We start from the raw sequence: 15315 nt of genomic DNA, 5'->3' as shown, positions 1-15315 counted from the left end.
TATAGTTTTTTTTAAAAGTTTAACTGAGCTCCCAATGTTATTTGACGCAGTGGCGGTAGTTTACTGTTAGAGGTTTGCTCTGGATCAGCGCCCATATAATTGGTTATAGTCACTAAATTTTGACCTTGTAAAAACAAATTCAAATCCACTCCTTTAATTACAGATGTTGGCAACTTATAATTAAGTAAAACATTCCTTAAACGAATAAAAGAGGCATCTGTAAACGCAGCGTTACTTTGACTTTGGCTTTGTCCTGCAATACTTAAAGCTGGCATACCTCCCATAGTTGCCTTTTGAACTAAACTATTATCTCCTTGCTCTAGCCATCTCTGATAGAGCTCTACCGGCCCATTTCTCTTAAAGCCTGCCAGAGCATCAATTGCCAGACTATTGTACCCCTTCTGTTTCTTAAATTGACATAAAAAATCAAGTGTGAAGTTCTTATAAGAAATAGCATTACTGAATCCTCCATAAAAATCAGGAGCACTATCTTCTATCCACTGTTTATCATCTGTAGAAGTTATCTTTCCATCCGCATTATAATCCTCAAATTGATAAATGCCTGTACTTGGATCAACTCCAAACGCGTGATAAAGACGAATCATTGTTAGTGGCTCTCCCACAATGTATTTATTTGCAAAGGTTGAACTTTCTAAATCTGGAAAAGCAACTAATCGATTTTTGGGTATGGTCAGATTTAATGAGGACTTCCACTGGAAAGACGATGTTTTAATGTTTAGAGAATTAATATCAAACTCCAACCCCTTATTTTCGACAGTTGCATTAAAATTGCCAGTTAAACTGCTGAAGCCCGTGGTAGCTGCCAGAGGTATCCCTATTAATTGGTTAGAGGATCTATTTTGATAATGGGCTAATTGTACATTTAACCGATTATCAAACATTCCAAGCTCTAATCCTACCTCTAACTTTTTATTGACTTCCCATCCAAAATTTGGATTGTACACACCTGAAGGCTCTATAACTAAGGTATCATCATAATAATTACCTGTAATATCATAAGTCCCTAAATACTTATAGTCTCCAATATTATCACTACCTGTTGTTCCGTAGCTACCTCTTAATTTGCCAAATGATAACCATGAACTATTTTTCAACATACCTTCTTCAGAAAAAATCCAAGCGCCTCCAAGGGCTCCAAAATTCCCAAATTGTTTTCCAGGACCAAATCGCGAAGAACCATCTCGTCTACCGGTAACATTTAAAATATACTTGGATTTAAAATTTAAATTAAACCTCCCGAAATACGCCGCATAATTATATTCACTATTGGTGTCAGTTACAATTAAGAGGTTATTAGCCGCCGATAATGTTAGTATCAAATTATTGTTTGGGAAATCACTACCTCTTATTACAAATTGCTTTTCCTTTTGCTGCTGATAAGTTGCTCCTAAAAGGACAGATAATTTAAGATTTCCTAATTCCTGACTCCAATTAATTTGAGGTTCAATAATCCATGAATCTCTGGAACTTTGGTTTGTGCTCGTAGTTGAATATTCTGCACCATACCCTAAATTTGGGTCTAGTGATGAACTTGGATAGGTCGCATAAGAGGTTAAATCATATTTACTATAACCTAGACTTGTTTTTACTTCCAAATTTTCTAATACCTCATATGATACCAAGGCACTGCTTAAAATAGTATTAGACTTCATATTATATTGACGATCCAAGGCTGCTAAAGGATTTTTCCAGGTACTGTTTTCCCAGTTTAGCTCTCCTTTATCGGTGAATAGCGAAGGCGCATTAGGTTCTAATGTATTTGCAAGCAATGTAAAATCAGCATACGGCAGGTCGTTATCTTCTAACGAAAGACTTGTTGTGAAATTCAAATTAAACTTACCATCTATTGAACCGTGATTCAGCGCACTATACACAGTGGTTTTATTATAATTTGCATCTCCAGGGAAAACCGTTGTTTCCTTCAAATGCGAGCCGCTGATATTAAATTGAGTTTGTTCACTCCCCCCTGAAACAGCAAATTGTAAGTTATTCCTAGTGGAAGTTTTTCCCAAAAGTACCTGTTGCCAATCGGTATAACGTGTTTGATCCCAAATCTTCAAATCTGGCCAGAAATAATCCAATGAAGGATTGTTATAATAACTTTCAAAATTGTCGTTTATAACAGCCTCTTTTCTTACCTCCAGATATTGTTCTGTGTTCATCAAGGCTCTAAAGCGAGTCACTTTGCCAAATGAAGTATTAAATCCTATATCGAATTTTGTTTTACCTATTTTACCCCTTTTAGTGGTAATCAAAACAACACCATTGGCACCACGAGAACCATAAATAGCAGTGGCATCTGCGTCTTTTAAAACTTCTATACTTTCTATATCTTGAGGGTTTATAAAATTTAAAGGACTTACATTACCTTGATTTATATTAGCCGATAAATATGCGGATTCTAAAGATTGACCCGAATACGGTATACCGTCAACAATAAACAGAGGATTTGTTGTTCCGTTAATAAAGTTTTTACCTCGAATTTCAATATCATATCCTGCTCCTGGTACGCCTGTTGTTTGGGTTATATTAACTCCCGACATTTGACCTTGCATGGCCGCTAAGGGATTTGTAACTGGCTGCGTTTCTATATCTTTTGAAGTGATTCTTGATATATTTCCAGTACGTTCTCGCTCTGAAACATTATAATACCCCGCATTAATCATTACAGTCCCGAGTTCTGTGATGTCCTCGATTAATGCAACATTTATTATTTCTTGATTATTCACAGCTTTAGTTTGTGATTTATATCCAATGGCTGTAAATACCAAACTATCTACTGGACTAACACCAATTTGATAGGCTCCATCAAAATCAGTTACAACTCCTTTTTTTGTGTAAACAGACTTCACATGAACTCCTGCAAGTGGCATCCCTGTATTATCGGTTATTCTTCCTGTAACTGTAAGATTCTGAATCTGAGGCGCAACAGACAAAAGCAATGTAAATAAAGGAATACAAAGCGTTAAGTAGGTAAAGAATATGCGCCATTTCCTTATACCTAATGGTAAATTTTTCATAATTTTGAATTTGAGTTAAACAATTAATTGTTTGATTAAGCTTACCTCCTATTGACCCTGCAAAAGTTATTTAGGAGGTTTTTTTACTGCCATGCAGTATTGATTCCAAGCTGTTCCTGTAGAATTATTTCATAGGCAATTCCTTTAAAGTTTTATTTAATTTTCAAAAATAACCGAGCAGTACACCTTATTTGTGCTAACTATTAAATCATTAAGGAATTACAACCACCCGGATACACAGTAACTAATTCAAATGTTTATATCATAGGCGTTAATTTTTAAATTAATAAATAGATCAGTCCATACCCTTGGTATGGCTTAAATGTTTAATGCTTAGGGAATATCGTCACATGGTCGGATACCATGGCTATGTGAAATTGTAAATTACAAGAGAAAGAAATTTTCGTTTTCCGAAATTGACTTAAGTACTTAAATTAGATAACTAAAAGTCAAATCAATTCGCATAACGTCACTCCTGTAATAAAAGTGAATACATCCTATATTGGACATTTTGGCTTTTTAGGGTAAAGTAAAAAATACACAGTCAGTTCAATATTGAACTGTGCTTTTTTAATTTTTAACCCTGTATTGTCTTTAAATCTTTTCAAATGGTATCCTCTGTTAAAACCAATAATTTTAAAACTTTACAAACTTCTAGTCGAAATGAAATCCAAAATTTAGATTGCTTAAAAAAATAGCAATCAACGTAATGTTTCAGAAAGTTACAAGCAATACCTCAGACATTAATAAGTGAGCTCACATCCAAAGATGTGAGCATCTTACTTATTATCTCGTGTATTAAAAAGTACCAGTTTTTGAAACGAGAATCTAAGCAATTACATCCAATATTATATATATTAATAATTGCAGATTTTTATAATAAAATCAAATATAACAAAATTTATTTAACGACACAAATGTCGTTGATATGTTTTTAGATTTTGTATTCATTTGGTTATATGATAAAGGATTCAGATTATTTAAATTTTGTTACATCTATTGAAATTGTTCTCAAAGATTTGAGAAAAGAAAAGGGCCTGTCTCAAGGAAAAGAGAAAGGACTTTCTCAATCGGATGTTAATATTGAATTTGCGCAGAAATATGACATAACATTAAATATGGGGCGTATGGAATCACATCCTAACTTCACAATGACTAAACTGTATTTGCTGTGCAAATATTTTGAAATATCCTTAGAAGATTTTTTCAAAAGAGTTTCTAATAAAAATCAAACTGAAATAGATATTTTTTTAAATGAAAAGGAAAACAGATTAATTAAAAAAAAACATAAAAAGTCTAATTGAGGATAACTATAACCTTCTCTTAGAATACTTATCCAATAACTCCCCTGTCTTAAAACTTCTCAATCCTACGACTTTATTATCCATTCTGTTGTATTCTATTTCAACAAAAAACATATCTACTGCATACAGGGCATATCTAATGACAGCCTCAATTTTATAATCTATAAATGTGCCTTCATTAAATATCACATCATATTTGTCATGTTCGGACAAACTATTAAACTCATATAAAGTCATTCTATAACTCCAAGTTTAGTCAATATTACAATTATAACAGCCGTCACAACCAATGTTAACATGAGAATCCTTCCAAACTTTGTATAAAATATCCAAAATCTAGGATCATTCTTTTTATAATTTTCAAACATAATAATAGTAGATTTTAAATTAGGTTCTTTTAAGATGTTAGCTAGATAATGGTGTCTAATTCCTCATACACGAAGGGATTCAAAATAGTTTTTACATCACTATCTATCTTAGGGCTAAACAAATCTTTACTTACGGTATAGGCATCTAATCGTTCTTCAGGAAAATTGAGATTAACTAATTCCTTTACATCCTCTTCATTAAGGCTTTCAGAAAGCCAATGATCAATATTTTCAGAACTTAGAATAACAGGTTGCCGTTTTTTAAGATTATGTATCTTTTCAAATAGCGGGGAGGCTTTTTTAGTTAAAATACTAAAGGTGATATAAGGGCCAATAACAGTATATATACCGGCTAAAGCCAAGCCTTTATCCTCCTTTTCTTTAATGTAGAAAGGGTACTTTTTCTTGTTGTGTTCGTGAGGTTCAAAAAAGCCATCTACAGGGATAATACACCGTCTGGTCATGACGGATTCCCGGTACATGAAATGACTAAACAGCTTTTCGGATTGCGCATTTAGTCCTGAACCATATTTTACAGCTTCCTTATAATAAGGTTTAATGTCCTCTGGGCTTTTATAATTGGGAACTATACCCCATACTCCAGGAGCTAATACCTCAGGTTTCTCTTGTGGTATAACAAGCACATTAGGATGAGAAAACCCATTGAGATGGTAATGCGGTTTACTCATAACAGGTCTTATACGCTCGTCACTGATTTTAACCTTAAACTCCTTTTCCCAATATTCAGGTTCATGCCAATTTGAAATATGAAAACACATATCTAAACTTTTAACTGTCATGAATTTACAAAAAATATTAATTCAGTCTGGGATCGGGTTTTAGTGCCAACTTTCTCGTTTTAATGATTTCAATACTACAAAAGCCAAATTCTTCTATGACCTTACCGTAGCATTCATAAACTCCCATACCATGAATGGGATACCTTTCAACTGTATCATGAAAATGTACGGTATCAAAATAGTCTCCTTGTTGGTCCACAAAGGTGCAAAAGCGCATGAGTTTTTCATTAGATGCCTCATGAAATCGTGTGTTAACCAGTTTACCGTATAATAAAACGCTCTGCCCTATATGATTACACATATCTTTCGCTTTGATACTATTTTTAAATGGTTCATCAATCAATCTAAAGTAATCGTAGAGTGTAAACCCCAATAATTCCATTTGATCGTAAGCATCTTCTATCCAACTGGATGGTAACTTAGGCAACACAAAAGTCTTATGATCGGGTTTAAACAATTGCTTTTGTACTGTTTGCTGTTTACTGGCATTGAGTTTAAAAATGGCCTGCCATAGCAATTCTGCTTTTGCAATACCTGTAAATCTAAAAGCTCCAATTCTGATTAAAATGGTAAGCTGCTCAATACTTATCAGAACCCGATCAATAAAATCATCTAGAGACGTGTAAGCCCCATTAAAGTTGCGTTCGGTTAGTAACCGTTTTACAGTGTAATGTTCCAGATTCTTTAAATACCCCAAGCCTAAATAAATGGTGTCTCCGATAATAATATTGGGGTGGTCACTATGATTTATGCAAGGCGCCTCAACCTGACCACCACACTGCATCGCTTCATGTACATAATGCTCTGTACTGTAAAAACCACCACCATTATTAAGTACAGCTACCATAAACTCAAGCGGATAATAACATTTTAAATACAAACTTTGATAGCTTTCCACGGCATAAGATGCGGAATGCCCTTTAGCAAAAGCATAACCTGCAAAACTCTTAATCTGATTCCAGACTTCAAATGTGAGATGATCATCATAACCTCTGGCTCTACAATTCGCAATAAACTTTTCTTCAACGGCTGTAAATTCAGCACGCGATCTGAACTTTCCACTCATCCCTCTTCTTAACACATCGGCTTCCCCAAGAGTCAGCCCTGCAAACTGATTGGCCACTTTAAGAACATCTTCCTGATACACCATAATACCGTAGGTCTCCGGCATAATCTCTAAGAGTATGGGGTGACCTTCCTTTCGGCGCTCTGGATGACGTTGACGCTTAATAAACTCCTGTTTCATCCCTGAACTGGATACCCCTGGTCTGATAATGGAACTAGCGGCCACGAGTCCTAAATAATCCTGCGTTTGCAATTTCTGCATTAAACCGCGCATGGCTGGTGACTCTACATAATAAGCCCCTGTAGCTTTACCGCCTTTAAGCAGAGCATTAACCTTGGGATCTCGTTTAAACTTTTCAACTTCGGTGATATCAATTGGAGGCGCTTCAGGTCTGTTGTATTTGATAATTTCCAGAGTGTCTTTAATTTTTGCCAGTCCACGCTGTCCCAGAATGTCGAATTTAAAGATACCTACATCTTCAGCAATAATCATATCAAACTGCACCGTTGGAAATCCCTTTGGCGGCATATCGGTGGCTGAAAAATAATGAATGGGTTTATCTAAGATTAAAATACCACAAGAATGCACACTAACGTAATTCGGGAATCCCTGAATTAGCTTTCCATATTTAATGACTAAGGCTCCAAACTCGTCCAGTTCCGGTTTTTGATACCGACCAACACTAATCTTGTCAATCTCCTCTTTAGGCAAACCAAACACTTTACCCAGTTCTCTAACCACAGCACGGTATTTGAAAGTATTATAAACAGCCAAGAGAGCAACATTTTTAAACCGACTAAAGATGTACTCTGTAATTTCTTCACGCTCTTTCCAGGAAAAGTCAATATCAAAATCAGGAGGTGATGTTCTGTAAGGATTAATAAAACGCTCAAAATACAGATCCAGCTCGATAGGATCTACATCTGTAATTCCTATAAGGTAAGCGACAATACTATTGGCGCCACTACCACGACCCACGTGCACGAATCCTTTTTGTTTGGAATAGTTTACAATGTCCCAGTTAATTAAAAAATAGGACACGAAACTCATTTCTCTGATGGTTTTTAACTCAATCTCCAGCCGATCCTTTACCTTCTGTGACGGATTAGCATAACGTTTTGGCAAGCCTTTATCACAAAGCTCCTTTAATAGCTTAAAATCCGCTTCTTCACTTTCCAAATACAAGCTCTGGTTTTGAGATATGCGATCATTACCAAACTCAAAATGCATAGTACATTGTTCAAGTAATTGTTCTGTATTATCTAAGATAAAATCAAACTGTTGAAAATGTTCTTTAAGCTCATCCAGAGCGTACATTTTATCGGTTTCCCGGCATTCTTCAGACTTCGAGAGCTTACTCAGTAAAATATTATTATCAATAGCACGCAGCAAACGGTGGGCGTTAAAATCTCGTTTACTTCTGATAGTGACTTGTTGTTGTACTACTAACTTATCGGTATAGCTTTTATAGATAGTAAAAGGCAATCGTTTTAAATCTTCAATGCTGATGCCTATATACTCATAGGTTTTAAAGGTCGTTTTCTCTAGTTGCATGACCTGTTCCAAAGGATAAACGATAAATGTATTTTCAAATTCTGGCGCAGTATCCGGTATAGATTGTTTATCATGTGAATATTTAGATAAAAACCGATTCAATTCATAGAATCCTTCATTATTCCTTGCCAAGCCGATAAACTGCTGTTTTGTGCCATTTCTAAAATCAATACCGACTACTGGTTTAATGCCAAAATCTTTAGATTTACGAATGAAATTAAGGCAGGCAGAGGTATTATTAATGTCTGTTAAAGCCAATGATTTTAGGCCATAGCTAGCTGCCATCTCCAAAAGATCTACCTCTGAAAATGTTCCGAACCTTAAAGAATAATATGAATGGCAATTTAAATACATTACTGATTACGATGTGCCAATAATATGGGTGGTTCGCCATTAAACGGGTTACTGAATCTCCCTATGGTTTTAGCGCCCATAGCAGCGGCCTTTTGAATACTTAATTCGCCATAGCGGTTTCTGATAGTATCCATAGCATTATAGAGACTTAACATCTCTTCGGTATCATCAAACATATTGATTTGATAGTTCCCGGTTACCAGATCACTGAGTTTAACCCCGACCAAACGAATGAGTAAACGTCGCTCATAGAGTTTATCGAACAGTTCCATGACTTTAGGAATAATCACATGGTCTGCACTGGTATAAGGGATTTTTACTTGCTTGGTATAGGTGTTAAAATCGGAATATCTGATTTTTATACTGATACAACCTGCCAGGCGATCACCACTTCTAAGGCTATAAGCCAGACTCTCTGCCATGGCAAAAATGGTGGTTTTTAGCCTTAGCATATCGATAGTATCCTTCCCAAAGGTGCGTTCTGTAGACAGGGATTTACGATCATAAAATGGAATGAGAGGTGGATTATCCAATCCATTAGCTCGCATCCAAATGGTTTTTCCATTTTGCCCCAAGACACTTATCATCATTTCCAGGGGCATTTGTTGCACCACACTGACTTTATCTATGCCAAGATTACGCAATATCTGATAGGTTTTATCGCCAACAGATGGAATCTTCTTAATGGACAAAGGAGCTAAAAAGGATTTTTCAAAACCTTCATCTATTCGTAATTGGTTATTAGGTTTAGCCTCTCCTGTAGCCACTTTAGATACAATTTTATTAGCTGACAAACCAAATGATATTGGTAAGCCGGTCTCTCTAATTATGGTAGATCTTAACTCTGAGGCATACTTATAGGTTCCGAAAAACTTATCCATACCGGTAAGGTCTGCATAGAACTCATCTACACTGGCCTTTTCAAAGACAGGTACTTTTTCCTTTATAATATCTGTAACCTGACTTGAGTACTTGGTGTAAATAGAGGCATTTCCCCGAATCACCACTGCTTCTGGACACAAGCGTCTGGCCAGTTTCATGGCCATTCCGGAATGCACACCAAAGCGTCTGGTTTCATAACTACATGCGGCTACAACACCTCGATCACCGGTGCCTCCAACTAGCAAAGGTCGCTTCTGCAAACGACTATCTATGAGTCGTTCACAGGATACAAAGAAGGTATCTAAATCCAGATGTAAAATTTGTTGTTTCATATTGCAAAATTAACTACAATTTGTAGCAATGATTGCTTATATTTGTAGCAAAGTAAAAAAATGATAGCTAAAAACATTAAATACTTAAGGGAGCTAAAAGGCCAAACTCAGGAAACTTTTGCTGATAATATGAATGTTACACGTTCTCGCATTGGATCTTACGAAGAAGGGCGCTCAGCTCCTACGATAGAGTTTTTAATAAGTCTATCTGATTATTTTAAGATTCCAATAGATATTTTATTACGCAATGATCTGACAAAGGCTGAAAACACTTCTTTTATTGAAGTTGGAAACAAACGCGTATTATTTCCAATAATGGTCGATGAGGATAACGAAAATCTAATCGAAGTGGTTCCCATTAAAGCTACAGCCGGGTATCTCGCAGGGTATGATGATCCAGAATACATAGAACACTTACAAAAAATCAAACTTCCTTTTTTACCAACAGGAAAACACAGAGCCTTTCCTATAAAAGGAGATTCTATGCTTCCTATGAAAGACGGTTCTTATGTGGTTGGTCGTTTTATAGAAGATCGACGTGATATAACCAGCGGTAAAACGTATGTGCTTATTACGCTTAATGATGGTATGGTATATAAGCGTGTTTATAATCAAATTGAAGAGAACGGAACACTTCGTCTGGTTTCTGATAATGCGACTTATGAACCTTATGAGGTCCCTATTGATGAAGTTCTGGAACTTTGGGAGTTTACCTGTAGTATCAATACTCAGGAATACGATGAGCAAGATCTTAAAATATCAAGTATCATCACCATGTTTAATAGTCTTGGCGTAGAACTCAAAGCTCTGGAAAAAATGATGAGATGATGTACACGATTATAGATATTGAGACCACCGGGCAAGGCAACAAAATAACTGAGATTTCCATTTTTAAATATGATGGAGATAGCGTTATTGATGAGTTCACATCACTGGTTAACCCTGAATCCTATATCCCGGATTATATCACTGCGCTTACTGGTATTGACAACTATATGGTGGCTGATGCTCCGACATTCAAAGATGTGGCTAACAATATTCTATCCATCACTGAAGACTGCGTATTTGTGGCTCATAATGTAAACTTCGATTATAATATTATTCGAAGCGAGTTTAAAGCTATTGGTGTTGATTTTAATCGAAGAAAGCTTTGTACCATCAGACTGGCCAGAAAATTAATTCCAGGACACCCTTCCTACAGTTTAGGTAAACTTTGTACCTCTTTAGATATTATCATAGAAGATCGACATCGCGCACGTGGAGATGCTCAGGCTACTGTTATTCTTTTTAAACAGATACTTGATTGTGAAAACTCAGAACAGGTAGTTTTAGAGTTTTTAAAGAAGAGTTCCAAGGAAGCTACCTTACCTCCGCATTTACCCAGTACTGTTTTTAATAGCATTCCAAACGATCCAGGCATTTACTATTTTAAAAACAAAAAAGGTAAAATCATTTATGTGGGCAAAGCCAAAGATTTAAAGAAACGCGTTCTAGGACACTTTTATGATAAGTCCGACAAAGAACTTGCTTTATGTAGGGAAACGGCAGATATTGATTATGAGCTATCAGGAAGCGAGCTTATAGCATTACTTATGGAAGACGCTGCGATTAAACAACACTACCCGGAGTATAATGTCGCATCAAAGCGAAATCCTAAAGTGTATGGCATCTTTACCTATGAGGATCGCGATGGGGTGATCCATCTGGCTTATAATACCCTACAAAACACAGTTGCTCCATTTATAACATTTTACAATATTACAGATTGCAGAACCTTTTTAGAAAAGCTATGTATGCAATTTGAGCTCTGTCCTAAATACTGTCATTTACAAGAAGGTGTTTCATATTGTAATCATTACAAAATTCATACTTGTCATGGTATTTGTAAAAATGAGGAATCCGTTGACACCTATAATCAACGTGTTCATAAAGCCCTTGAATACACCCAAACTAACACCTTAAACAAAGTGATTAAACAACCTGGGAGACATGCTGAAGAGCAGGCATTTATTCAAATTCAAAATGGTGTTTACCTGGGCTATGGTTTTATTGAAACCAGTCATCAGATTACAAACTCTGAATCTTTAGAAAATTATCTTATTCCTCAAAAGGACAATGTTGATATAAAAAAGATTCTTAGAAAACATTTGATGTAATAAAAAAAGGCTACAAAACTTTGTAACCTTTTAGATATAAATATATAATCATTACCTATTTATCTGACTCAAAATGGTAGGATCCGTGATCTTATCATCAGCTGCCAATAAGAAGGCTTTACTTAAAACTAAGGACAATCCTCTATCTCCTTCAAAAGGTAAGAATACCTTATCCGTAACAGCATCTTTACCTCTTGCAGGGACAATACACAGATACTGATCATTCGGCTCCATTAATATATTGGAACTTCCCATATGAATCTTATAGGTTCGTTTGGTTCCTTTAACTTTCAAAAACTTACCGTCAATGGTTGCTACTTTACTGATTTTTAATCTCGGTAAGAGTTTTTCCAGAATATCCTTTCTTGTTTTAGCTACTTCATTTAGGTCTCCGAAGGAATAACTTGTCCAGTAATCTCTATACTGAGGTAAGCCTCCATTATCGCGCCATTCCGGATCATTCCCTACACTACAAACTCCGACGTATAGATCGACATCTCTCATAATTTCAGATAATACCAGATTAGGCACATCAATCAAATCCATCACCTCTCCTTCTTTTAGAAATCTCACCTGATCCGTAGCGACATAATTCCATATCCCTGAATCATTATAGGCATCTTCATCATTTATTTCATTAATCCAAAATTCTGCTATAATGCCATGTGCTTTTATATCAATTGAAGCCGTACCAGAATCCATTCCATTATCAAAAGCCCCCATCAGGGTGTAACGCCAACCACGAATGGCGGCGAGAGCATTAAACTGATGTTGTTTTATAATGTGTGCCGCCATGCGGTTACTATATGACTTTGTGTTAACTTCTGCTTCAGTGAGCAAATACACTTCCCGATAAGCCTGTTTTAATGGCTGTTTTAATTCGTGAGTTTCCAATTTAATTCTCCATGCAATAATTTCATCAATAGAGGCATAGATTGGATGCCACAAACGAACTTTTGCATCCTTATCTATCCCATTAACAACTTTACCTTCAAAGTCTTCCCATTGGTCATTTAAATAAACTGCAGAAACAAAAGATTCGCCGTTATCAATCTGCCAGATCAATCGACGTGCAATGAAGCTCACCAAACCATGATTCAGATACAACTTTTCAAAGGTTTCATAAGTCCAGATTCGGTTTTCAAGATAAGAACGGTCTATACGATCTCTTTGAGCTGTTAGGTATTTTTTTATCTGAGCAACATCTCCCTTTGCTTTCTTCAGTTTTTCCTTAAGTTTTACTGACTCTTTAATAAAGGAAGGTGCAGTCTTCTGAACTGAACCATCTGGCTTGATCCATTGCATATTAACCTTACCAAGCTCTTCAATAACCACCCTTAACTGATAATCATCAAAGACATATGATTTGTCACCTAAGATCAGACCAAAATCAGGAATGGACAATTCTTCAATTTCCGCTGATGATATTCCTAGCTTTTGTGAAGCCTCATCCAGATATTTAATGATAAGATTTTTAGTGTTGTTCTGTTTAATTTTAAGCTTTAATCTCGACAGGTGACTAACGCCTTCAAGCCCTCGGGTATGTCCTAAAACATAAATACAGGCATTTCCAACAGCAGCCGCGGCTGGCCCAACCCCTGGTATCTTTTTGAAGGAGCGCTCTGCAAGTTTACCAACGATATTCAGTGTTTTACTATCATGAAATTTACATAAACTCCAAACCAACCCTTTAAGGAATATAGAGTTTTTCTCATGTATAAATTCATGAGTTGTGTGGGTATAAGTATGTCCACGATACGTTTCCTCATGAATTGTTGGAATTTCCTTTAAATCACAAATAAACTCCAGCCATGGATGAATGATATCCTTGTATTTTGAAATACCGATCTGATCAATAATATCACTGGTTTCCTTCAGATATTTTTTTGAAGGTTTTGATGTACTGGCTTTCATATACAAATGAAACAGCTGATAAAATAAATCCTTCTGTTCCTCTACAAATGCTTCCACTTCTGGATTTACAACTCCTGCAAACCGATCATCAGGGAGCACATAAGGTGCTGTTTTTCCTTTAGTATCATTACTTTCAAAAAGAAGCTTTTCTATTCTAGCCCGAACCTTTTCCAGGTCAGCCCCCCAGTAATGCTTCTTTTGGTCCATCTGTTTCCATTTAAGGAACTTTGTTAAAAAAGCTTTCTGGTCCTCCTTTAATGCTTCTTTTTTATCAATACGTTCAATTTGTTGCACTGTAAAACCGATGGGCCAATCTCCAAATGTCCGTGTTCCCATCAGATCAGATTTTCTATATCTGTCTAACAAATACATGATATTTTCAAAAGAGAAGTCTAGGTTGCTCCTAATCAGGCTACTCAAAACATTGGAAAATACAGCTTCTTTAAAGCGTTCCTTATCCCTACTTGTCCAGGATTTTTTCCTATTATTAATAGATTTCAGGTTATGAATCTCACTAACCAGATAAAAAACCAGTTCTCGCTTGGTTTTATTATTCCATTTCTTAATGGCTTGATAAGATTTCAGCTCACTATAAGCAATGACATGATACCATCCCACATTACCATGAACTTCATGGATTTCAGTAATTACATCATTAAGAGCTGTTTCAAATTTTTCATTCTCTTGTAAAACCTCCTGTGTCTTACTCCCGAAAAAAGATAAAATACTTTCTTTGATACCCATGCTTACTCTATTAACCGCCTACAAGAGGCGTTAGCTTAATAAAACTGATTGAAGTCTCTGAATTAACCAGTACTTCCTGTTCAAGATCATCAGCCTGCTGATCATCAATAATAACGAAGTAGCCATTCTTCTGAAAAGCATCATAGGCAATAAAAACTTGTTTTTCGACATCAATTTTACTGTCACGTTTTTTCATTCTGAATCCGTTAATGGTTTTCTCAGCGTCTGAAGGCTGAATGAGCCCTTTGAAATATTCAGGAAGTCTCTTATTATAAGCGTTTACCTCATATTCAACTCGGGCAGCTATAATGTCCTTAACAGAGATTCTTTCATTTTCCACTGCCAGTTCAATCCTATTCAGGATATCTCCCGTGAGCGTTTCATCAGTAATAGTAATAGTCATGAATATTTATTTTCAATAAACTTAATGTTTTTTTCTTACATTAAAAGTATTCCTGTATTTCTATGACCTAAAACAATTTCTTCATAAAAACTAAAAGACCTTGTTCTATTTGAGCAAGCTCATCTAGACGCAAGGTCATTTCTTAAAATGATTAATAGCGTATACAATATAATCAATTTTACTACTTTCTATGCTATTTTTATATTAATTTAATTTTAAGCGGATTTCACAAAAAGGAAAAGTTTAATTTACCGCCATTATATCACTAAAGAGACTCCTCTTTAGAATCCAAAATACACATGGAATTTTCTTTTTAACATGAATAAAAAAAGGCTACAAAACCATGTAACCTTTTAAACTAAAATTTATGTTTAACCCTAAGTCAAATCCTCCACTT

Annotated in this window: 10 protein-coding genes; 3 read left to right on the top strand and 7 right to left on the bottom strand. The window is 35.6% G+C overall.

What is annotated here, in order from left to right:
- Window positions 1-11: 11 nt before the first annotated feature.
- A complete protein-coding gene (locus tag ICJ83_RS05100) occupies window positions 12-3041 on the bottom strand; it encodes a SusC/RagA family TonB-linked outer membrane protein (protein ID WP_188229303.1) in 3030 nt (1009 codons plus the stop codon).
- A 959-nt stretch (window positions 3042-4000) separates the two neighbouring features.
- Between ICJ83_RS05100 and ICJ83_RS05095 the strand changes: the two genes are divergently transcribed.
- Window positions 4001-4345 (top strand): helix-turn-helix domain-containing protein, encoded by a 345-nt coding sequence (locus ICJ83_RS05095; protein ID WP_188229302.1) that lies wholly within the window; start codon window positions 4001-4003, stop codon window positions 4343-4345.
- Window positions 4346-4351: 6 nt separating this feature from the next.
- On the opposite strand, the gene ICJ83_RS05090 is transcribed toward ICJ83_RS05095, so the two are convergent.
- The 4 genes from ICJ83_RS05090 to ICJ83_RS05075 all read right to left on the bottom strand — a co-directional run bounded on the left by ICJ83_RS05090 (window position 4352) and on the right by ICJ83_RS05075 (window position 9701).
- Window positions 4352-4558, bottom strand: a complete 207-nt coding sequence (locus tag ICJ83_RS05090) for a hypothetical protein (protein ID WP_188229301.1) — start codon at window positions 4556-4558, stop codon at window positions 4352-4354.
- Window positions 4559-4754: 196 nt separating this feature from the next.
- Window positions 4755-5513: an SOS response-associated peptidase gene (locus ICJ83_RS05085; RefSeq protein ID WP_223154599.1), complete on the bottom strand. Its 759-nt coding sequence runs from the start codon at window positions 5511-5513 to the stop codon at window positions 4755-4757.
- A 16-nt stretch (window positions 5514-5529) separates the two neighbouring features.
- Complete coding sequence (locus ICJ83_RS05080) at window positions 5530-8487, bottom strand: DNA polymerase III subunit alpha (protein WP_188229300.1); 2958 nt, start codon at window positions 8485-8487, stop codon at window positions 5530-5532.
- Complete coding sequence (locus ICJ83_RS05075) at window positions 8487-9701, bottom strand: DNA polymerase Y family protein (protein WP_188229299.1); 1215 nt, start codon at window positions 9699-9701, stop codon at window positions 8487-8489. The genes ICJ83_RS05080 and ICJ83_RS05075 overlap by 1 nt, the downstream gene beginning before the upstream one ends.
- 60 nt (window positions 9702-9761) lie before the next feature.
- Here ICJ83_RS05075 and ICJ83_RS05070 point away from each other — a divergent pair, with 60 nt between their 5' ends.
- Window positions 9762-10529: an XRE family transcriptional regulator gene (locus tag ICJ83_RS05070; protein WP_188229298.1), complete on the top strand. Its 768-nt coding sequence runs from the start codon at window positions 9762-9764 to the stop codon at window positions 10527-10529.
- A complete protein-coding gene (locus ICJ83_RS05065; RefSeq protein WP_188229297.1) occupies window positions 10526-11857 on the top strand; it encodes an exonuclease domain-containing protein in 1332 nt (443 codons plus the stop codon). Before ICJ83_RS05070 ends, ICJ83_RS05065 begins: the two co-directional genes overlap by 4 nt.
- A gap of 51 nt (window positions 11858-11908) precedes the next feature.
- On the opposite strand, the gene ICJ83_RS05060 is transcribed toward ICJ83_RS05065, so the two are convergent.
- Together ICJ83_RS05060 and ICJ83_RS05055 are read right to left on the bottom strand one after the other, a co-directional pair.
- Complete coding sequence (locus tag ICJ83_RS05060; protein ID WP_188229296.1) at window positions 11909-14107, bottom strand: DUF4132 domain-containing protein; 2199 nt, start codon at window positions 14105-14107, stop codon at window positions 11909-11911.
- A 418-nt stretch (window positions 14108-14525) separates the two neighbouring features.
- Complete coding sequence (locus tag ICJ83_RS05055) at window positions 14526-14918, bottom strand: hypothetical protein (protein ID WP_188229295.1); 393 nt, start codon at window positions 14916-14918, stop codon at window positions 14526-14528.
- Between the last annotated feature and the right edge of the window lie 397 nt (window positions 14919-15315).

Origin of the sequence: Aestuariibaculum sediminum (assembly GCF_014596945.1) — a bacterium.
Taxonomy (GTDB): Bacteria; Bacteroidota; Bacteroidia; order Flavobacteriales; family Flavobacteriaceae; genus Aestuariibaculum; species Aestuariibaculum sediminum.
Note: the sequence above shows the minus strand (reverse complement) of the source record. Positions and strands in the feature narration are given on the sequence as shown.